The organism is Marinoscillum luteum (genome assembly GCF_044005705.1).
Taxonomy (GTDB): Bacteria; Bacteroidota; Bacteroidia; order Cytophagales; family Cyclobacteriaceae; genus Marinoscillum; species Marinoscillum luteum.
The window spans coordinates 1-20,059 of record NZ_JBIPKE010000010.1; the positions used below are offsets into that span (position 1 = coordinate 1).

The following is a 20,059-nucleotide window of genomic DNA, read 5'->3' on the forward strand; positions in this document are numbered from 1 at the left end:
AATCGCTAATTAGGTTTCAAAACCTGGCCTGTTAGTTAATGTTCCCCTATCAGTATCCTTTCTGGTTAAACATAATTTTAGAACATTAAGCTATGTCCTAATCTTGAAATAATTCAATGGGGTGAATCTAAAGGCCTGTTAGGCTCATTTATTATAAATAATGGTTATAAAATATTTCATTGTCGCCAAACAGGAATTTCCTTTATAAAGGTATTGCGTGTAGTTGTTGTATCCTTCACAGAGTTTTTCGCCGGTTCGTGTTTCCTGTTTCTCATATAGCATATTTCTGATTTCTGGCTCCAAATCTAATGTTGAGTGCAAGCATTCATCATTGATACAATCAATTTTGAAATAAAAAGGATCGGTGGGTCTAAATATTTCCATTACGTGCTTTTCTATTTTTGTGGCACTGATGTATTCAAAATATAATTCGATTTTTATCTCAACAATAGAACTATTTGTCTCAGAAATTTTGGGTCGGTTTTGCCGAGTATACCAGTTATTTTCAAATACTTTCTGCCGTAGTTTATCTTCTTTCATTTCTCATTAATTGATAAGCAATAGGTGAGCATTTTTTGATGGATTTCTGAGTTCGCGAACTCAGGATTGAGAAAGTCCTGAAAACCAATTTTATATTTTACATATTGTTCATGAACGCATTTGCAATACCTTCCGGTGTAAACTGCTTCTTCATAACCTTCAACTTGTTTGAGACAACTGACCACAAATGCATCTTCAAATTCAGCCAACATTTTTACTCCTCGATCTGAGAGTTTGATATCATCAATATAGTTGAATAAACATTTTTTGCCAGTTAGATACGCCTCATTCATGTCACCTAGATTGTCATCTAGATATTCCTTATAGCTACAGTCATAGAATTCATTAGGAAGATAAGTGATGTTGTATTTTTCACTGAAGAATTTCGAAAGTTTTCCCTTAAAATCCGCTTTTGAAAGAGTTTGGGCGTTGGCACAAATAGCCAAAGTAGCAAATAAGATTGTCAGTTTAATTCTTCCAAATTTTGTCATATGCAATTCTATCTGGTTCGAGGATTTCTGTATCAATTTCAGCTACTATCCTTTCACAAATGCTTCTAAGTTCATTATCAACAAATAGAAACGAGTTAACTGTTTGGTATACACCTTTTTCATAAATCTTATCAGCAATTCCATAAAAGATGTAAGAGGTGTCGATTTTCATTTTATTGTTGAAGAGTTCAAGGAAATCATCTTCATCTTTCCTGTTTTCTTCAGTGTATCTCTGTGCAATTGGGAATGTAAAATCTGTTGGAGTTAATGGTTTCAGAATGTTAATTGAAGCTGTATATCCTGTTTGATAGCCAGATTTGTTATGGTTTTCAAGAATAATAATTCTCAGTTCATAATTACAGTCATAGCTGTCAGTTATGGTAACGTCACTGAATTCCCTTAAAAGCCTAGATATGTTACTCTTAGCTTGTGCTTCAATAATATCATCAGCTGACACAGAGAGATATAGCGTGAATTCCTTTTTGTTCTGCGAATAACACAGAACTGGAAATAGACAGAAAAATAGAAAGAGTCTTTTCATGTTGGAAGAGTTGAGCCTAACAACCACCAATGGTTGTTATGCACTTGTAACACTACCAAATCTAGCAGATTTTCTATCCTGATCAAACCATTATTGGCTATAGGAATCTCACTGCTTTGTCTCACCCTTCGACAGAGCTCAGGCGGACAAAGCAAAAACGTGCAGTTTCATTTCCGGACAGGTCATGAGCGGGTACTTCCTCTCATCCCCCCTACCTTTCCTTAAAGTCCGCAATCACTCCGTCGGTAATCCACATGGCTATGGCATCACGGTTTTCCCAGTCGAGGATGCGCCGCTGGTCACGAGTGTTTTTCAGATTGCCGATCTCCACATACACCGTGGGTGCTTTGGAGTACTTGATGATGTACAGGCTGTTTCGTGGCTCTATGGTGCCGGAGTATTTGCGGTTGGGCTGATAGCGGGCATACTTCTGTTTGAAAGTCTGCTGGAGGTTTTGTGCCAGTCGCTGCCCATCCTTGCTCAGCTCATGGTAGTAGAAAAACACGTCGATGTTTTCACTTTTGCTGCGGCTATCCACATGGGTCTCAATGATCCGCTGATAAGGTTTCGCGGCATGGCGCTCATAAAGCTCGTTGACCACCTCCACCCGCTGTTTCAGGCGCAGTGAGTGGTTGCGGGGGATGCGTTTGGAGGGGTAAGTCTCTTCATCATGGTCTACCTCCAGCAGGCGTGCATCCCGTATGCCGTCATTGGGGTCGCGCGTGATCAGGTAGACGAGCGCACCATTGGCGATCAGCTTACGGGCCAGGCGCAGGGTCACATCATAGGCATATTCATCTTCTGCCAGGAGCTGGCCGCCGTAGTGCTCCACCGCCCCCGGGTCTGGCCCACCATGGCCGGAGATGAGGTAAAACACCGCGCCCTCCAGCTGTCGGCTCTCTATCGAGACCATGGCATAGTCTGCGCCGAATATGCCATAGTACCGCTTCTCCAGCACTTTGGTGGCCTTCACGGTCTGCATGTCCACACTATCGGGCATTACCACCTCCTCATCGGCCTTTTCCACTTTTTCTTCCGGCTTGGGCAGCAGGTAGATCCTGCCGATGAACAGGCCATTTTCTGAACTCAGGTTTTCCTTATTCAGCTCAATAAACGGCGCGAGGTATTTCTTGGGCTCCAGGCCGCTGTTTCTCAGGAGTGAGTAGATCCCATCGCCCTGCACGGCCATTACTTTTTTGTGCTCCTGGGCATGGGTAAGATAGCTGCCTGCCAGCAGCAAAAATGTAACAAGTCGCTTCAGCAATGGATTTCTATGGATTAGGGTTGCTGCGAAATTATAAAAGGAAAGATTGGATACCAGCCGGAGGCAAAAAGAATTGAATAAATAGTGGAGTTCATGGAAACTCACCACCGGATCACCCTAAATACTCACCCATTCAAAATACTTTTTCCGCTTCTGCTGCCCAGGTCATTCGTGTCCCCTATTTTTGCGGCATGTACATGGCGATTTGTGGAAATATCGGTTCGGGAAAGACGAGCCTGGCAGAAAAATTAGGACATCACTACGGCTGGGACGTGCTCTACGAGAGCGTAGATAACAACCCCTACCTGGCTGATTTCTACGAAAACATGGAGAAATGGGCCTTCCATCTGCAAATCCACTTCCTGAACAGTCGCTTCTCCCAGATCAAAACCATACAGGACAGCAAGCAGTCGGCCATCCAGGACCGTACCATCTATGAAGATGCCTACATCTTTGCCATGAACCTAAAAAAATCGCAGCTGCTCAATGAAAGGGACTACGAAACCTACCTGGCACTTTTCAACTCGATGATTGAGCACATTCATGCGCCTGACCTCTTGATTTACCTCAAGGCTGACATCCCGAGGCTGGTGAGCCAGATTCAGAAAAGAGGACGCGAATATGAAAGTGCCATTCGCCTGGACTACCTCAAAAACCTCAACGAACACTACGCAGAGTGGATCGGCAACTATGACCAGGGCAATCTCCTGATCATAGACGTCAACAATTTGGATTTCGTGAATAGACCGGAAGACTTTTCATTCATCGTGGAGCGAATAGATGCCGAAATCAACGGACTGTTCAGTAATAAGAAACTCGGGTAACCCGATATACGACTATAGAGGTAATCACCCTTTATTGAACAAATACATCCAGATAACGCGACTCATGCGGAAATTGAAGCCCCACAGGAGCAATACGGTGAAAATGGCCAGGTACAGAATGTAATCCAGCGACACACCGATCACCAGACAAACCAGCAGCACAGCGACCATCTCGGCAATGTTCAGCCCATAGCTCACATACATGGCCCCCATGAAATACCCCGGCTCTATCTCATACCGGTGGTGGCAGTGCGCACAGGTCTCATGCATCTGCGGCATTTTCATCAGCAGCACATTTCCTTTGGTCTCAAAGACCTCCCCTTTTCCACAAATCGGACATTTCTCCTGAAAAACTCCCTTAAGCCTGTTTTGCATTTCTCAAATGATTATCAGCAAAATTGATGGATAATTACCAATGATTGATTAAACTAAAGTTTCCAATATTTGCACAAAAGAGACATCCCCCCCCAATCATGAAAAGCATCAATGTACTGGACCTGACCGAATTTGAAAGCCACGGAGACCCGATAGCCTTTCACTGCAACACCTTCACCCGGCACCTGCAGGCGCACCATGGCGCCATCACGGTTCCGCACAAACACAACTTCTTCCTCATTGTGCTTTTCACCAGCGGTAGTGGCCTCCATGAAATTGACTTTGAAAAATATCGGGTAACACCCGGGAGTGTCTTCTTCCTCTCGCCCGGGCAAACGCACTACTGGGAGCTGTCTGACGACATTGAAGGGCTCATCTTCTTTCATTCTCAGGAATTCTTCGACCTGTCCTTTACCGATCGCTCTGTCTATGATTTTCCTTTCTTCTACTCTCAGCTGAACTCCGCAGTGCTGCAGCTGGATACCCCGGACACCCATAAAATGGCGGCCCGGTTCAATGAATTACTCACGGAGTACAGCGGCAAAAACACCTTCATGACCGCCCAGAAGCTCTCATCCCTGCTGAGCCTTACCTACATAGAGCTCAGTCGGCTATACCTGGCTCAGGGCCAAATGGAGGTTTCTAAAACAGGTGTGCACTCCGAGCATTTGCGCAAGCTGGAAAAATTGATAGAAGAAAACTTCCGTACCGAAAAGTCACCTGGGGCATATGCCAACATGCTGCACATGACAGTGCGTCATCTCAACAGACTGACCCAGGGATCGCTGAATAAATCACCGACACAACTCATCACCGAGCGCATACTCCTGGAGGCCAAGCGCATGCTGGTACACGGCACCTCCTCACTCTCGCAGATCTCCTATGATTTGGGATACGAGGATTACGCCTACTTTTCACGGCTTTTCAAAAAATGGACAAAGCTCACTCCTTCGGCTTTTGCTCAGCAGTACCAATCGGGCAGATCCAGAATACAGTAACTCAAAGTGAATAAACCACCTACACATCAGGCGCTCATAGTATCTTTGATCCATTGACCACATAAACTGCGGTATCCATCAGCGCTTCCATCCAAAACCACCGATTCATCCTTGACACCCCGGTAGATCAAATCACCGATCGCATCCTCTATCAGCATGTGAGCATGGACACCTCAGAGACCATCTCCGGTGGTAGTCTGTTTCCTTACGGCATCACGTTGAACGAGGCCTTTTTTGCTATTGAGGCCAACAACACTACCTTTTCCGTATCGGTGATCCAGCAGCAAAGCCAAACCATCCTCTTTTGCGAATGCGCTGAAAACACCGGCCAAATGTGCCTCCATCAAGCGAGAGCCCTCTCCGCCCTGACCAGGCAGGAGGATCTGCAGCTCTTCTTCAATAACCAGCTGCGGCATGCACGCCTCAAGCGAGTGGCTTATGACTATGGGTTGGAAAACGAGCCCGACCTGGATGAGTACTTCCGGCTGGAGCTCTATCAAAACCGTCTGGTGATCAACCCGGTGAATCCGGCACTCACTGCCGTCACCCATGAGCACCTGGCCGAGCTCAGAAACAGCATCCTCTCCCCGGAGCCTCCGCCAGCACCGGCCGCCAATTCTGAGGCTGAAACCGAATTCATTGTCCTCAGGCAACACAAATATTACAAAGGTCTGCAGGCAGAGCTTTGCGCGGCGCCCCATAACCAGCAAGGAAAAATAAAGGCTCCTATCCGCACCATCGACACGCAGGCAGCCATCTGGCATACCTCCAGTCCTGGGGACATTAAGTTTCTGATGGGCATCGGGCAGCTCAAGAACCGCACAGAGGAGCGTCTGGGCACACGGGACATCACTGCCCTGCGAGCGGTGATCCAAAACCCTGCGAACTACCCCATCTACTACCACCAGGCCAGCGCCTCAGAAAGCCTTTCGCCCAAATCATTGCTACCGATCAAAGTACGTCGGCTTCAGAAGGACATCACCCTGACGGTGAGCGAAAGCAAAGGAGTTTATGAAATCTCCGCCTCGGTATCGATCAATGGTGTGACGCATCAGGTAGCTGACCTGTCCCTCAGACTGCAATGCTTTCTGGTGATTGCTGAGGTCTGGTATTTCGTGGACAAGCTTCCCGTGCTCTCCATCGTGCAGCTACTCAAACAGAAGTCGGGCCGGATGCTCATCTACGCCTCGGCTTTCCGTGAGTTCAAGGCACAGTTTCTGGACAAGGTGGCCGATAAGATCCACATTGAGTACACCTTCATCGCAAAAGCTTCCCCTCGCCAGTTGGCAGCCAGCGAGTATGTCTCCGACACAGAAAAGATCATCTACCTTTCCGATTTTGGCAGCCATGTGATGATCATGCCGGTGATGCGCTACAACGACGTGGAGATACCCGTGAGAACCAAGCGTCAGGTGTTTGGCAAGGACGAAAACGGTGGCGAGTTTCTGGTAGACCGGGACACCCAGTCGGAAATAGAACTCACTGCCCTCCTCATCAAGCAGCACCCCGACTTCCGGGAGCAGCTGGAAAACGAACTGGATCACTTTTACCTCCACAAGCGACAATTTTTGAATGAAGACTGGTTTCTCCCTGCCTTTGAAGACTGGGGGCATGCCGGGATCAGAGTACTCGGATTCAATGAGCTGGAAGGCAACAAGGTCAACCCACACAAAGCCCGAATTGACATCAAAGTACTGAGCGGCCTCAACTGGTTCAACGCCACCATCAGTGCCCGCTTTGGCCGAAAGAAAGCTTCTGTCAAAAAGATCCAGGTGGCGGTGAAAAACAAAAGCAAGTACGTACAGCTGGACGATGGTACGATGGGCATACTGCCTCAGGAGTGGATAGAGAAGTTTGCGGCCTATTTCACCGCCGGAGACCTGAACGAGGAAGACATGATCAGCATCCCAAAAATCAACTTCTCCGACATAGAAGAGCTCTTTGATGAAGAAATGCTGGACGAAACCACCAAAAGGGACATCCGGCTGCTGAAGCAGAAAGTGGAAGACTTTACCAGTATTCAACCCGTACCAGTTCCCAAAACACTGCAAGGCACCCTGCGGACCTATCAGCAGGAAGGGTTAAACTGGCTGAACTTTCTGGACGAGTACAACTTTGGCGGGTGCCTCGCTGATGACATGGGACTGGGCAAATCCATTCAGATCATCGCTTTTGCACTCCTGCAAAAGGAGAAAACTCCCAACAGTACCAACCTGCTAGTGGTGCCCACTACGCTGATTTTCAACTGGCAGGCGGAGATCTCCCGGTTTGCACCCAGCCTATCGGTGTATACCCTTCAGGGTGCAGACCGAATAAAAGGGACCGATGGATTGGAAAAATTTGACATCATCCTGATCTCGTATAACACGCTGCTCACAGACATCAGCTACCTCCGTAATTTTGAGTTCAACTACATCTTTCTGGATGAATCGCAGCAAATCAAAAACCCTGAATCTCAGCGCTACAAGGCGGCACGGCTACTCCAGTCCCGTAACAAAGTGGTCATCACCGGCACACCCATCGAAAACAATACCTTCGATCTGTATAGTCAGTTCTCCTTTGCGTGTCCTGGCCTGTTTGGTAACAAACGGCACTTCAAAGAACTATACTCCGTGCCAATAGACCGCTTCAAAGACAGCCGACGAGCTAAGGAACTACAGCAAAAAATCAAACCCTTCCTGCTCAGAAGAACCAAACAGCAGGTGGCCAAAGAGCTTCCGAAAAAGACCGAAATGATTCTCTACTGCCCCATGGACACTGAGCAGCGGGAAACCTATAACGCCTATGAGAAGGAGTTTCGCGACTACATTTCGGTCACAGAGGCAGAAGAGTTGGAAAGGAATCCAATGCATGCCCTCAAAGGCCTCACCAAACTGCGCCAGATCTGCAACTCTACCAAGCTGCTGAAAAGTGACGAGATCCTGGGCAAAAAGACCTCCTCTAAGATCGATACGCTCATGGAGCAAATAGAAAACAACGCTCCTCATCATAAGATGCTGGTCTTCTCTCAGTTTGTTTCTATGCTAGAGCTGATCCGGGAGGAACTGGACGCCAGGGGGATTGGCTATGCCCTTCTCACTGGCAACACCAGGAATCGTGAGGCGGTTGTGGAGTCCTTTCAGCAAAATGAAGACATCCGGGTGTTTCTCATCAGCCTCAAGGCTGGCGGTACCGGCCTCAACCTGGTAGAAGCCAGCTATGTTTACCTGGTAGACCCCTGGTGGAATCCTGCTGTGGAAAACCAGGCCATCGATCGGGTACACAGGATCGGCCAGGAAAACAATGTGACCGCTATACGCCTCATCTGCCCTGATACCATTGAGCAAAAAATCTTACAGCTACAAACCACCAAGAAGCAACTCTCCGGGGAGCTCATTACAGAAGACAGTGCCTCAGCCAAGCTCTTGTCGAAAGCGGAGCTACTCAAGATGCTCTGAACAGAGAAAAATGATCACAATTTCTGGTCATTGCTAGGAGAACCGGGTTGGCTTGCCCAATTTCGCAGCACCAAAACGATGACTCAATGAACCTCAAAACACCCATCGGAAGATTAAGAGTACTGGCCATTCTGGAAGGTGTCAGCTTTCTGCTTTTTGCTATCACCATGCCATTGAAATATTGGTTTCAAATCCCCGAACCCAATTTATATGTAGGCATGACCCATGGCTGGCTGTTTATTCTTTACGTGCTGTTTTGTATTCAAAACATCTTCATTCATGGCTGGGGTTTCAAAGCTTCTGTACTTTCGCTGGGTGCGTCGTTGATTCCCTTTGGTACCTTCTATGCAGACGCCAAGATTTTCAAGCCTCAGCAAAAGATCACCGCCTGATTACTAAAACTTCCGCACAATCACCACTCCAACCACCACCAGCACAATGCCCAATACACGCATAGGGCTGATGGACTGCTGCTGAGCAACCAGCACGTTGAAGTGCTCCAAAAGCGCTGAAATGATGAGCTGACCAGCCACAACGAGTCCAAAGGTGAGGCCAGGGCCAAGCTGTGGGAAAGCCAGAATGATAACAGTCACATAAAAAGCACCAAGCACCCCACCTATCCAAACATAGCCGGGAGCGGATTTGATGCCCTCCCAGGACACCGACTGCTGAGTGAATAGAATATAGAGCAATAGCGCCACTGTGCCCACCACAAATGAGATAGTGGAAGCATGTACAGGGCTTTCTCCTGCCTTGCCTAGTTTAGTGTTGAGGCCTGCCTGTATTGGCAGGAAGGCTCCTGAGATAAAGGCCATAATGACCCACATGAGTTTATTCATTCAATGTCTGTATTTAACGTTTCTTTGAAAAGCCTAGGATCTTTGAGCTCCAGTGTGTGATTCAACTATCCCTGCGAACTGCAAGGTAAATACTATCCGCAGATAGATCATGAGGCCAAAAAGAAATCCGACAACATTACCAACCAAAACACGTCGTTTGATGTCTTTTATGCTCCACTAAAATATCTATGAAAACCATTCTACAGTTCGCACTCGCCGCCCTTCTTTTTGGATGCAACCCTTCAAGCGGCTCCAGAGAGATCTACTACGTCTCGAAAATCAGTCCGGAAAAGGACGGAAAGACCCTGCATCTGAAGGATCAGAATAACAATGAGTTCACTACGGTCATTAGCATCCCCAATGGGAACTACATTGAAGTAAACGAAGGAGACACGATAAGCATAGAAATAGAAAGTGTCATAGAAACATACCCCCCAATCCTCATCTCAAAGGACATTAAGGTATTGGAGTAGGTATTAATTAAATCGCTGAGATGATTAAATTGGTATTAGAAAACTGAAATAACACCTAATACTCGGAACCACCCTTTCATTTGGATCGTCACAAATCGGCACCCACCAACCTGCCAGTACTTCTCCCGGCTATCCCTACCTTTGCCCCATGAGCCACTACATTCCCATATCCAGGATCAAGCCTGATATCCAGATCACCACTGCACGAAGTGGTGGTCCGGGCGGCCAGCACGTGAATAAGGTGGAAACCAAAGTGATCCTGCGATTCAATGTTCTGGAGTCTGGACACCTGACGGAGGAAGAGAAATCGCGTTTAAAAGAAAAAATCGGAAGCCAGCTCACCAGCGATGGATCCCTCATCATCACAGCGGATAGTCATAAGTCGCAGCTGAAAAACAAAGAACTGGCCTTTAAAAAACTGGACAGGATACTGACCAAAGCCTTCTTTGTGCCCAAGCCCAGAAAGAAAACCAAACCGTCCAAATCGGCTATCAACAAGCGTATAAAAGCCAAAAAAGAACACAGTGAAAAGAAAAAATGGCGTGGGAAAATTTAGCCCCTACTCCTTCAAATTACCATTCTCTACATTCTCACGCAGCAAGTCTTCTGTGTACGCCCAAAGGCTATCTGATCCTTTGCGAATCCCTTGCACCTTTTCCAACACCCGACTAAGAGGAACGTCATACTCTGCCCAGGTGCCCCCCTGATTGGAAGCATTTTGCATGATCGGCTCCAACCTGTCCAAAGCCTTAGCGAAGCGCGCCTCGGGGGTTTCTCCAGCTTCAAATTCCTCCCAAAGCGCAATGAAATCCCGCATCTGATCCTCTGGGAGCAACCCGAAAATCCGTTTGGCTGCCTCCAACTCCACCTCCGTGTTCACATGACTCTGTGTGGTGTCATAAAGGAAAGTGTCCCCGGCATCTATCTCCACTATATCATGAATGAGCAACATCTTCATCACCTTGAACAGATCCACTTCCGTGGTGGCATGCTCTGCCAACACCATCGCCATCATGGCCAGGTGCCAGCTGTGCTCTGCATCATTTTCATGGCGCTGACTGTTGAAGAGCCTCGTTTTTCGCTGTATGTACTTGAGCTTGTCTATCTCCCTGATAAAGGCCAGCTGCTGTGTGAGTCTATCTGTATTCATTTGATTCGTAGATAATTTTCACCTGTTTACTTTTAGGCTTCACAAAAGAACCTCAACTTTCCCTAATAGTAAAGGACATTTGTCCCATAGATGATATGATCCGGGAAAATCCAGCCCTTCTCCAGTACCTTGCACAATTGCACCAGTCGAATGGACCTGTGACGGTTACCGATTTCCATCCCAAAACGGAAATCATCAGTCAGGAGAAAAATGTAAAGGCCGCCTTTGTGATCACTGCGGGTATCGCCAAGTGTTTTCATCGGGAGAATAACGGCAAGATCTTCGTTCAGGAGTTTTTCGGCCCTGGCGAACTCTTCGGAGAGATAGAACTGATCCATCAATCTCTCAGCTTTAGCAGCGTAGAGGCGATCACTCACCTATCAGCATTCAGGATGAATCAGGAACATTTTCATAAGCTGCTCCGTAGCGATCCCCGATTCAATACGCTCATCATGGAGACACTCGCCAACAAAGTCCGTTACAAAGCCCTCCGGCATGCCCACAACCAGTCACACCCTGCCGCCGATAACCTGCTTCGTCTGCAGCAGTCATTCCCCGACCTGTTTCACACCATCCCAAAACAGGACCTTTCTGACTATCTGGGCATCACACTCCGAAGCCTCAATCGCATTCTGAAGGGGATCGATCACTAAAGTCATCACCTTTTATTCAAATCGATTAATTTCGCCATTCACTAAATCCCGATACCCAAATTGTCTTTCGATCCTTATAAGATAGACCTGCCCATTACTGAAGTGATCGATGAAGTGAAGGCTCATCTCACTACTGATAACACCCTGATTGTGAATGCCCCGCCCGGAGCTGGTAAGAGTACTCTGCTGCCACTGACGCTGATGCAGGAGGAATGGCTCAAAGGTCAAAAAATACTGATGTTAGAACCCAGAAGGCTCGCTGCAAGAACGATCGCCAGCCGCATGTCTGAACTCATTGAGGATCAGGTGGGTAAAAGGGTTGGCTACCGGGTGAGGTTTGACAATAAAGTATCAGAAACCACCAAGATAGAAGTTCTTACAGAAGGGATCCTTACACGCATGATTCATGCAGACAATAGTCTGGAGGGGGTCGGACTGGTGATCTTTGATGAATTTCACGAACGCAGCATTCATGCAGACGTGGCACTGGCACTTTGCCGTGAGGCTCAACAGGTTATCCGCCCTGATTTGAGGATTATGATCATGTCTGCCACATTGGACATGCCTCAGCTCACCATGCTGCTCAAAGCTCCCTCTGTGGTCAGCAAGGGACGTCAATACCCCGTTGAGGTACAGTACGTTGGGGAGCAGGACCTGATGCTCCTGCCCGAGATGACCGCCCGCACCATCAGCAAAGCCACCAAAGAGCATTCGGGAGACGTGCTGGCATTTTTTCCCGGTGAAGGTGAAATCAGAAAATGTGAAGAACTCCTCAGAAAGGAGTTAAAAGGGTTAGCATTACATCCGCTCTATGGTCAGCTACCTCAGAGAAAACAGTTTGCAGCCATCATGCCCGATAAATCGGGCAAGCGCAAAGTGGTGATGGCCACTTCCATCGCGGAGACCAGCCTCACCATAGAGGGCATCAAAATAGTGGTGGACACTGGGTTTGGTCGTACCTCCAAATTTGACCCCAAGTCTGGACTCTCCAGACTGGAAACGGTACAGATCTCCAAAGACTCAGCCGACCAGCGCGCAGGACGGGCCGGAAGGCTTTCATCGGGTGTATGCTACCGCATGTGGTCTAAAGCCACACAAGCCAGACTGTCGGAGCACAGAAACCCCGAAATCATGGAAGCCGACCTGGCAGCACTGGTATTGGACATGGCTCAGTGGGGCATTATGGACATCAACCAACTTACCTGGCTCACACCTCCACCAAAAGGCGCTCTGGCACAGGCAAGTGAAACCCTTCATCAGCTCAATGCCCTGGAACACGGCCGCATCACGGCCCACGGAAAAAAGATCCACCAACTTCCCTGTCATCCACGAATCGCACACATGCTGCTGGAAGCCAAGGAGGCCGATATGCTCGAGCTGGCCACAGATGTGGCTGCTCTGCTGGAGGAGCGTGACCCGCTTGGGCGTGAAGCTGGCATCGACATTAATCTAAGGATAGAAACACTGCGACGGTTCCGTGATGAGAACCGCCTTGGTCGGAAGTTCGCGAGAATAGAAAAGGTAGCAGAATCCTATCGCCGCATGTTTGATATTGAAGTGGACAATGGCCCGGTAGACCCCTTCGAAACGGGACTCATCCTGTCACATGCCTACCCGGAAAGAATTGCTTTTGCTCGCCCGGGTAACAATGCACAGTTTCAGCTTTCCAATGGAAAATATGCCATGGCCGGGCACAAGGATGATCTGGCGCATGAGCCATGGCTCTCTATTGCGCACATGGATGCCCGGGATGGCATGGGCAAAATCTTCATGGCCTCACCGCTCAATCCCCGCGATCTGGCTCCATTGGTGAAGGAGCGCGAAGTAATTACCTGGGATACCAAAAGAGGCGGGTTGATTGCCACGAAAGACCTGAGAATTGGCAGTATCATTCTCCAATCTAAACCACTCCCCGATCCTGACGAATCTCATCTGGTGCAGGCCATCTCTGAAGCGCTCAAAAAAGAAGGGGGCCATCTGCTGGATTTCAACGAAAGCGTGCAGCAATGGCAAAATCGGGTGCTGTCATTAAGAAAATGGAATCCACAGGGCAACTGGCCCGATGTAAGCACACCTACCCTCCTCATGAACAATGGTGAATGGTTAACTCCTTATCTGGATCAGGTGAAGAAACCCGAAGACCTGAAAAAGATAGATCTGACAAAAGTACTCCACCACAGCCTGAGCTGGGAGCTGCAAGAGCTCCTGACCCGGCTGGCTCCTGAAAAAATAGAGGTTCCCAGTGGTTCTTACGTCTCCCTTCAGTACAGGGCCGATGGTGAGCCTCCCATATTGGCCGTGCGTCTTCAGGAAGTGTTCGGTCTGGCAGACACACCCAAGGTAAACGGTGGTAAAAATGGGGTACTTATGCACCTGCTTTCTCCCGGCTATAAGCCCGTACAGATTACCGCTGACCTGCGCAGCTTTTGGGACAACGCCTATTTTGAAGTGAAAAAAGACCTGAAAAGAAGATACCCCAAACACTCCTGGCCGGATGACCCGTGGAGTGCGGAGGCAGTGAGTGGAGTCAAGCGGAAAAGCTAATTGGGCTTCAAGACCCCTCCGGCTCCCCCTTTTATGGTATTTTGAAAGGATAGTATTGATTCATTGCCCAAAAAGTGGTTACTTCATGCCTGTAAACAACGCTATGCTCCAAGAATTACAAATCAGGAAACTGGAACACCTCTTTCGCATCATTGACTTTGATCACAATGGTCTCCTACAAAAATCCGATTTTCAAAGCATTGCAGACAATGTAGCCATTTTCACAGGGATCATTGAAGATGATGACCATGACAACCTGCTACGGGAAGAAGGCAATATGATTTGGGGCTTTATTCAGGCCTACTTTCAGCAGCCAAACCTCCAAAACATTGACTCCAAACAGTGGATTGAATTTATGGAAAACTTCTTCTTTGGGGCAGATGACGAGGTATTGGATCAAAACATCACATTGATTGTCAACCGCCTGCAGAGTGTATTTGATAAAAACAAAGATCAGCTCATCTCCCGTCTTGAGTTTATGAGCATTTTTGTGTCCTTCCGGGTGGAAGTTCGCTTTGCCAATCAGTGCTTCAAAGCCATGGACTTAAATGGTGATGGATTTATCAGTACTGATGAGCTGGTGCATGCGGCTATGGATTTTTTCAAGAGTAACGATCCTGATGCGCTCGGCAATAAACTATTTGGTGAGCTTGGCTCCTCCCATTTCCAAAGCGTGAAAGTTCAGTATTAACCAAAAAAAAGACCACCAATCTGGCGGTCTTTTTCCTCAATCAATTGATAAGAAATATTTACTTTTTGACAGCCGGAAGTTTAGCTTTTACTTCTATGGAATACAGCCTGCCGGTAAATGGTGCTGCTGTGAATTCCCTGAATTCTGAATCGAACAGGTTGGTCACCTGACCAGCTACCTGGAAGATATCATTGATTTTATATCCCAATCCCAGGTCTACATTGACAAAACCTCCCAGCGGACCATAGTTCCATGTATCTGTGCTTCTGGCATTCTCCCTGATCGGAGTACCCCTCCAATTCAAATCCTGGGTTTTGGCAGCAATCTGGTAGCTGGAGAAGTAGTCATACTCCTGTACCCATCTCATATATACATTTCCAAAAAGTTTATCACCTCTGAAGTAAAGTCCGGTTCCAAACTTATGCTTCGGTGCGTTGACGAGGATGTCCAGTTTATTCACTACACCGTCCTTGTTGAAGTCATTGTTTTCAAGGTCATCTTCATCCACACTATAGTCGAAATAGGAATAGTTGAATGTCCAGTTGATCTTGTCATTAAGGTATACGTTGGTTCCGATATCAAACCCGTAGGTATCTACCCGACCAAAATTGACATAAGACGCTACCAGGCCACCGTAGGCTCCATAACCACTCTGTACCTCACTCATAGGCGTATCTCCACGATGAGTAGCTACACCCACCACTGTGGCTGGTGACAGGAAGTCCTCAGAGATGTTGTAGTAAGCATTGGCATCCAAAAAGAATCGCTGCGGTACCAGCTCACCTTTGTAACCAATCTCGAAAGTCTGGATCTTCTCCACAGTTTGCTTATCCACTTTTGAGCCATCAGTCAGGGTGAATCCTTCCGCATTTCCAAGAATAAGCCCTGCAAACAGATCACCATACATGTTCAAAATAGTTGGAGTAGCTATCCCTTTACCATAAGTAAGTCTAAAGGCTCCATTTCCGGCGCTGTATACCAGACCTGCCTTGGGAATAAAGTTGAAACCGTATACTTCATGATTATCTCCACGGAAAGCAGCCACGGCTTTGAAAGCTTCTGTAAACTGATAATCCAGCTGCCCGTATACTCCTATCTGATTGATGATGATTGGATCTTTTCCACCATTATCGAGCAAGTAGGTGCCGTTACTATTCGCATTATCCCTTTGCCACTGTGAGCCCACTACCACTTTGGCTTTGCCAAAAGTATCATGATACTGCACTTCAGCATTCCATCTTTTGGAGTCATCGGCAAAGGTGGCCCCATTACCCAGTGAGCTTTTCTCCGCTTCGGCTTCAGTGGCTCCTCCATCTATAGCTGCGTAGTAATTTTTGGTACGCTGATCAATAGCGTAGGTATCTTCAGTAGAGCTGGTGGTGTTGTAAACCTGCGCAAAGAACTTGTCCGAGACATATCTCAGGTGAAAGTAATTCATCTTCCAATCCTTGATCTGATTTCGTCCTACGTTGGTTGGAGACAGGTAGGTACTGTTACTCCCGCCCCAGCTAAAAATAAGGTCCGAATTATCAGTGACGCTATAGTAAAGAGCTGCCTCTGCTCTCAGAAATTCAATGTCATTATCAAGCTTGTACTCTTCATATCCTTCTTTCACACCATCGGCGTTTCTGTCTATGTATACTGAGTCCATAAATTCAAACTCTTCCGCTTTGGTATACTCACCACTTACCTTGAATGACAGCTTATCATTGAGCACCTGAGCATGTCGCACCCTGGCAGAGAGCATGCTCTGGTTCCCAACACCCAACGCCACGGTGGTACCCGCAGAGGACCTGGGATCCTTAGTGATGGTATGTACTAATCCATTGTGAGCATTGGGTCCATAAAGTGCTGCATTTGGACCCAAGATCACCTCTACCTGCTCAATATCCTCCTTGATCTGAGTGGTGAGAGGTCCCATAGGTAATCCTGTGGCGATAAGCGTGGAGAATCGACCATCGTTTACCTGCAGGTTCTTGGAATTGAAGTTACTATTGAAACCACGGATATTAATCCCCGTTCCCACTACTCCGGCTCTCAAATAGTCGACCCCTTTCATCCTAGAGAGTAGTTCTCCTGGATTAAAAGAAGGTAGCTCATCAAGGCTTTTACTGGAAATAATCTCTATGGTAGCTGGTGTCTGTGTGATCTTCTCTGGTTGGCGGGATCCGGAGATCACCACCTGATCGAATGAGAAAATAGACTCAGCCAGACCAATGCTCCCCAGGTCAACATCAGCACCTGACACGTTCACTGACCGTGAAAGCTCCTCATATCCTACAAAGGATACCTTAATGATATATGAGCCATCGGCCACCCCTGATATTTCAAATGATCCGTCGACATTGGTAGTCGCTCCCTTAGACGTGCCGCTCAATATAGCCGACGCCCCTATTAAGGCCTCTCCTGATTTTGCGTCGATCACCTTTCCGCTCACGACATTTTGGGCGAATGACTCAAAACACAAGAAGAAAAGACTTGCGATTAAGATGGTATAAGTTTTTTTCATTTTTTAAGTTTTTAGGTTGTTTGATTAAATCCTGTTCAATAAACATAGAAAAGTGCCCAACAAGAATGTGAATATCGTAATTATAAAAGGTAATGACTTTTGGTGCGCAAAAACCAGTAAATTCACATAAATCACTATATATCAACAATATACGATCATAAAAACATACCCTGACTTTCCAAATACCAAAAAAGCCCCGAATCGGGTTATTTATAGAACTTGCCAGTTTGAATGAATCTTTTATGACCTGCGGTCATAGAATCCTTCTCCAATGGAAAAAATAACCAGCACCGTAATGATACAATTTGATTAAACACTTCCCGAAGATGTTTGGTGAGTATCTCCACTAAAAGCGATTAAAATAAGTCGGGAATCAAGAAGTTGAATTTTAATTACTTCTGATATAGCCGGGTTCTGGCCATGATAACCGTCCTCGGGATGTAGGATTCGAGTTCGGACAATACCTGATTGAGAATAAAGGATTTGTGTGGATTGGCCACATGCTCTTGGGAGAAATCTACGATAGATTCAACCAATTCCTTGGCTTCCAGGCGACCTACCTTGAGCAGGGCGATCTCATAATACCATCGGATGGTGGGTAGATAAATAGATTTGTTACTGTCCTCTTCGTCTTTGGCAATAAGATTATAGCGCTTGAACACCTGCAGGATCTTATCATATTTTTCCTGCTTGATCAGGCCCTGGATATAAGCCGTAAAAAAAGAGTACCAACGCTCCTTGAGAATCTCATCTTTGTAGATCCTCAGGAAACTATCCGCCAACATCTCTCCGCGCTGCGGTTGATTGTTAAGATTGAGGCATTTGATATAGAAAGAGATGAAGCCAATCTTATGGTAAAAATTGGAGGACTTCTGAACTTCCGAGAAGGACTCTTTCAATAGATTCAGCGCCTCTTCTATTTTACCCCTACGAATGAGAATGGAGCTGAAATTACTCAGGTACTGCACATGATCAGCGTTCTTCTGACGGATAGACAGGTAACCGTATTCTTCAGCCTGCTGCAGTACATCAAACTTGGAGTGAAGCATCAGCCGGTTGGCATAGTAGTTATACAAGATCCTGCGAGTATAAAAAATGCCTCTAGCCAGCAGCTCGTCCAACCTGTCGTAGACCTCTTTCAGTTTTTCAAACTCCCGACTATTGAAATAAAGGAAAGTAAGCCGAACTACCGCCATGTAACGATTGAACCCATCCAGATTTTCATTTCTGAATAACGAAAGCAGCCAGTCTTCCCACTGTTTGGAGTCCCCCTTTTTGAGGTTAAACTGCTCGATAATATCCACTGTCGCCTGATGTAGCTTTTGATTTACCTCCTTGGAGTAATCATAGTCAGCCTTATATTTCTCTATGAAATCATTGACCTCCTGATAGTCCTTGTGTCTGAGGCGAATGAGCAGATAATGCCGGTAATTCTGCACCAATTCGTAAAATTTCATGAAGTTATGAACCGGGTGCTCGTAATTTTTGATTCGCTTCAAAAGGACCTTTTCCTCCTCATGACTAATGGCATCGGTAATAACCTTGCGGTCCATGTCATTGACCCATTCGAAGTAGCTATCAACATCAATGTTATCCAGGCGCTTCTGGATCCAATCCATCAGGCTGGAGTATTTGCGCTTGTCAATTTTGGTATTAAAGGGCATCTTATTCTGCTGGCCGTGAGCATTGGCACTCACGCGCTTCAGAATTTCCTCTTTCTCGGCATCTTCAAACTGCTGAATACTGGTGAGGTAGTCTGCCTCGTGAGGCAGAATCTCCGCAGCAAAGGCCGTGAATTTCTTGAGTTTGGTCTTCAATGGGTTGTTGGCTAGTTGGTCAGAAAACTATCCACAATTTCGTTAATCTCGGCAGGTTTATCAAAAGATATAAAATGACCGCATGCCGGAACATACTTGAGTACCACCTTGGGAATTTTTGAAGCACCGGATTCCGCCACCTTTTTAGTGGTCAGGTCGGGGTTCAGGTAGCGATTGGGAATGAGGGCATCTTCCTCCCCATATACCACCAATGTTTTCTGCCTGATCTCTCCTAATCGATCAGCAATGGGTTGATTCAGCATCCCATGCACACCTCTCGCTACAGATTGGCAATAGCGCTCAAAGTCACTGGCCTCCATCATATTGATCCTGTCCTGGATCATGAACTCCACCGATTCGGGCATTTGATAGAAGTTCAGCGCCCAGCTGGCGCGAATCTGCGCCTCAGTGGCGTTCAGAAAAGTTTCCGTGACAGCTGTCGCTTTCAGAAGACTGGCATGCTCAGGGCTGAATGTCTCGAAACCAGCCGGTGCCAAAAGAATGAGCTTTTCAAACTGATTCGGAAAATCCAACACGGTGGTCACGGCTACCTGTGCGCCCATACTGTGCCCTACCAGTACCACATCTTCCAACCCAAGTGAGTCGATCAACTGACCAACCACTCCGGCATAATAGCTCATGGTGGCCGGATAATCACCTTTGGAGGATCGGCCATACCCCGGCAGATCAATGGCGACACATCGGTATTGGCTCCGAAAATGATCTACCATAGGATACCATGACGGGATATAGGTAGCCAAACCATGTATAAACACTAAGGTTTGATCTCCTTGTCCCTCATCAATATAAGCAACTTCTGTCTCCCAATTGATCGACAGATACTGCACGGGGTACTTGTAGGTAGCTATCATTTCGCTCACATTAGTGGAGTTTTGCCCATGTGTCAAAAAGG

19 protein-coding genes are annotated in these 20,059 nt (G+C 47.0%); 9 read left to right on the top strand and 10 right to left on the bottom strand.

The genetic code is table 11. The features are described 5' to 3' along the window. Window positions 1-144 precede the first annotated feature (144 nt). The 4 genes from ACHKAR_RS02015 to ACHKAR_RS02030 all read right to left on the bottom strand — a co-directional run bounded on the left by ACHKAR_RS02015 (window position 145) and on the right by ACHKAR_RS02030 (window position 2,836). On the bottom strand, window positions 145-540 hold the full coding sequence (locus tag ACHKAR_RS02015) for a hypothetical protein (protein ID WP_395415955.1): 396 nt from the start codon (window positions 538-540) through the stop codon (window positions 145-147). After that, on the bottom strand, window positions 537-1,031 hold the full coding sequence (locus ACHKAR_RS02020; protein ID WP_395415956.1) for a hypothetical protein: 495 nt from the start codon (window positions 1,029-1,031) through the stop codon (window positions 537-539). Before ACHKAR_RS02020 ends, ACHKAR_RS02015 begins: the two co-directional genes overlap by 4 nt. Further along, a complete protein-coding gene (locus ACHKAR_RS02025) occupies window positions 1,009-1,572 on the bottom strand; it encodes a hypothetical protein (protein WP_395415957.1) in 564 nt (187 codons plus the stop codon). Before ACHKAR_RS02025 ends, ACHKAR_RS02020 begins: the two co-directional genes overlap by 23 nt. Window positions 1,573-1,783: 211 nt before the next feature. Next, window positions 1,784-2,836 carry an N-acetylmuramoyl-L-alanine amidase family protein gene (locus ACHKAR_RS02030; protein WP_255465113.1) on the bottom strand — a complete coding sequence of 351 codons (1,053 nt, stop codon included), beginning with the start codon at window positions 2,834-2,836 and terminating at the stop codon, window positions 1,784-1,786. Between the two features lie 191 nt (window positions 2,837-3,027). Here ACHKAR_RS02030 and ACHKAR_RS02035 point away from each other — a divergent pair, with 191 nt between their 5' ends. Then, entirely contained in the window at window positions 3,028-3,660 is a 633-nt protein-coding gene (locus tag ACHKAR_RS02035; RefSeq protein ID WP_395415958.1) for a deoxynucleoside kinase, read from the top strand. A gap of 24 nt (window positions 3,661-3,684) precedes the next feature. On the opposite strand, the gene ACHKAR_RS02040 is transcribed toward ACHKAR_RS02035, so the two are convergent. After that, window positions 3,685-4,035, bottom strand: coding sequence for a DUF983 domain-containing protein (locus tag ACHKAR_RS02040; protein ID WP_159580306.1), 351 nt, complete (start codon window positions 4,033-4,035; stop codon window positions 3,685-3,687). 98 nt (window positions 4,036-4,133) lie between these two features. Here ACHKAR_RS02040 and ACHKAR_RS02045 point away from each other — a divergent pair, with 98 nt between their 5' ends. The 3 genes from ACHKAR_RS02045 (at window position 4,134) to ACHKAR_RS02055 (ending at window position 8,862) form a co-directional block, all read left to right on the top strand. Further along, window positions 4,134-5,033, top strand: coding sequence for an AraC family transcriptional regulator (locus ACHKAR_RS02045; RefSeq protein ID WP_395415959.1), 900 nt, complete (start codon window positions 4,134-4,136; stop codon window positions 5,031-5,033). A gap of 164 nt (window positions 5,034-5,197) precedes the next feature. Continuing rightward, on the top strand, window positions 5,198-8,470 hold the full coding sequence (locus ACHKAR_RS02050; RefSeq protein ID WP_395415960.1) for a DEAD/DEAH box helicase: 3,273 nt from the start codon (window positions 5,198-5,200) through the stop codon (window positions 8,468-8,470). An 86-nt stretch (window positions 8,471-8,556) separates the two neighbouring features. Beyond that, window positions 8,557-8,862, top strand: coding sequence for a DUF3817 domain-containing protein (locus ACHKAR_RS02055; protein WP_395415961.1), 306 nt, complete (start codon window positions 8,557-8,559; stop codon window positions 8,860-8,862). A gap of 3 nt (window positions 8,863-8,865) precedes the next feature. Here ACHKAR_RS02055 and ACHKAR_RS02060 read toward each other — a convergent pair whose 3' ends face one another. Then, complete coding sequence (locus ACHKAR_RS02060; protein WP_159580314.1) at window positions 8,866-9,309, bottom strand: DMT family transporter; 444 nt, start codon at window positions 9,307-9,309, stop codon at window positions 8,866-8,868. Window positions 9,310-9,497: 188 nt separating this feature from the next. Here ACHKAR_RS02060 and ACHKAR_RS02065 point away from each other — a divergent pair, with 188 nt between their 5' ends. After that, a complete protein-coding gene (locus tag ACHKAR_RS02065) occupies window positions 9,498-9,782 on the top strand; it encodes a hypothetical protein (protein WP_395415962.1) in 285 nt (94 codons plus the stop codon). A 148-nt stretch (window positions 9,783-9,930) separates the two neighbouring features. Then, the gene (gene arfB / locus ACHKAR_RS02070; protein ID WP_395415963.1) at window positions 9,931-10,338 is read left to right on the top strand and encodes an alternative ribosome rescue aminoacyl-tRNA hydrolase ArfB; all 408 of its coding nucleotides are present in this window, start codon (window positions 9,931-9,933) and stop codon (window positions 10,336-10,338) included. Between the two features lie 3 nt (window positions 10,339-10,341). Here arfB and ACHKAR_RS02075 read toward each other — a convergent pair whose 3' ends face one another. Further along, on the bottom strand, window positions 10,342-10,932 hold the full coding sequence (locus tag ACHKAR_RS02075) for an HD domain-containing protein (protein ID WP_395415964.1): 591 nt from the start codon (window positions 10,930-10,932) through the stop codon (window positions 10,342-10,344). A 95-nt stretch (window positions 10,933-11,027) separates the two neighbouring features. On the opposite strand from ACHKAR_RS02075, the gene ACHKAR_RS02080 reads away from it, so the two are divergent. From ACHKAR_RS02080 to ACHKAR_RS02090, 3 genes are all read left to right on the top strand, one after another. Continuing rightward, window positions 11,028-11,585 (top strand): Crp/Fnr family transcriptional regulator, encoded by a 558-nt coding sequence (locus ACHKAR_RS02080; protein ID WP_395415965.1) that lies wholly within the window; start codon window positions 11,028-11,030, stop codon window positions 11,583-11,585. A gap of 60 nt (window positions 11,586-11,645) precedes the next feature. Beyond that, on the top strand, window positions 11,646-14,129 hold the full coding sequence (gene hrpB / locus ACHKAR_RS02085) for an ATP-dependent helicase HrpB (RefSeq protein WP_395415966.1): 2,484 nt from the start codon (window positions 11,646-11,648) through the stop codon (window positions 14,127-14,129). Between the two features lie 85 nt (window positions 14,130-14,214). Next, entirely contained in the window at window positions 14,215-14,820 is a 606-nt protein-coding gene (locus ACHKAR_RS02090; protein ID WP_159580326.1) for an EF-hand domain-containing protein, read from the top strand. A gap of 58 nt (window positions 14,821-14,878) precedes the next feature. On the opposite strand, the gene ACHKAR_RS02095 is transcribed toward ACHKAR_RS02090, so the two are convergent. From ACHKAR_RS02095 to ACHKAR_RS02105, 3 genes are all read right to left on the bottom strand, one after another. Next, window positions 14,879-17,329, bottom strand: coding sequence for a TonB-dependent receptor (locus ACHKAR_RS02095; RefSeq protein ID WP_395415967.1), 2,451 nt, complete (start codon window positions 17,327-17,329; stop codon window positions 14,879-14,881). A 392-nt stretch (window positions 17,330-17,721) separates the two neighbouring features. Then, window positions 17,722-19,146, bottom strand: a complete 1,425-nt coding sequence (locus ACHKAR_RS02100; protein WP_395415968.1) for a hypothetical protein — start codon at window positions 19,144-19,146, stop codon at window positions 17,722-17,724. A gap of 11 nt (window positions 19,147-19,157) precedes the next feature. Continuing rightward, a complete protein-coding gene (locus tag ACHKAR_RS02105; protein ID WP_395415981.1) occupies window positions 19,158-20,018 on the bottom strand; it encodes an alpha/beta fold hydrolase in 861 nt (286 codons plus the stop codon). Window positions 20,019-20,059 lie beyond the last annotated feature (41 nt).

Bases quoted from the DNA above. Each gene is read 5' to 3' on its own strand.
- ACHKAR_RS02015 (WP_395415955.1), bottom strand. From the start codon at position 540: ATGAAAGAAGATAAACTACGGCAGAAAGTATTTGAAAATAACTGGTAT.
- ACHKAR_RS02090 (WP_159580326.1), top strand. From the start codon at position 14,215: ATGCCTGTAAACAACGCTATGCTCCAAGAATTACAAATCAGGAAACTG.
- ACHKAR_RS02060 (WP_159580314.1), bottom strand. From the start codon at position 9,309: ATGAATAAACTCATGTGGGTCATTATGGCCTTTATCTCAGGAGCCTTC.
- ACHKAR_RS02025 (WP_395415957.1), bottom strand. From the start codon at position 1,572: ATGAAAAGACTCTTTCTATTTTTCTGTCTATTTCCAGTTCTGTGTTAT.
- ACHKAR_RS02065 (WP_395415962.1), top strand. From the start codon at position 9,498: ATGAAAACCATTCTACAGTTCGCACTCGCCGCCCTTCTTTTTGGATGC.
- ACHKAR_RS02035 (WP_395415958.1), top strand. From the start codon at position 3,028: ATGTACATGGCGATTTGTGGAAATATCGGTTCGGGAAAGACGAGCCTG.
- ACHKAR_RS02020 (WP_395415956.1), bottom strand. From the start codon at position 1,031: ATGACAAAATTTGGAAGAATTAAACTGACAATCTTATTTGCTACTTTG.
- ACHKAR_RS02050 (WP_395415960.1), top strand. From the start codon at position 5,198: ATGGACACCTCAGAGACCATCTCCGGTGGTAGTCTGTTTCCTTACGGC.
- ACHKAR_RS02045 (WP_395415959.1), top strand. From the start codon at position 4,134: ATGAAAAGCATCAATGTACTGGACCTGACCGAATTTGAAAGCCACGGA.
- ACHKAR_RS02095 (WP_395415967.1), bottom strand. From the start codon at position 17,329: ATGAAAAAAACTTATACCATCTTAATCGCAAGTCTTTTCTTCTTGTGT.
- ACHKAR_RS02080 (WP_395415965.1), top strand. From the start codon at position 11,028: ATGATCCGGGAAAATCCAGCCCTTCTCCAGTACCTTGCACAATTGCAC.
- arfB (WP_395415963.1), top strand. From the start codon at position 9,931: ATGAGCCACTACATTCCCATATCCAGGATCAAGCCTGATATCCAGATC.
- ACHKAR_RS02075 (WP_395415964.1), bottom strand. From the start codon at position 10,932: ATGAATACAGATAGACTCACACAGCAGCTGGCCTTTATCAGGGAGATA.
- ACHKAR_RS02040 (WP_159580306.1), bottom strand. From the start codon at position 4,035: ATGCAAAACAGGCTTAAGGGAGTTTTTCAGGAGAAATGTCCGATTTGT.
- ACHKAR_RS02055 (WP_395415961.1), top strand. From the start codon at position 8,557: ATGAACCTCAAAACACCCATCGGAAGATTAAGAGTACTGGCCATTCTG.
- ACHKAR_RS02105 (WP_395415981.1), bottom strand. From the start codon at position 20,018: ATGATAGCTACCTACAAGTACCCCGTGCAGTATCTGTCGATCAATTGG.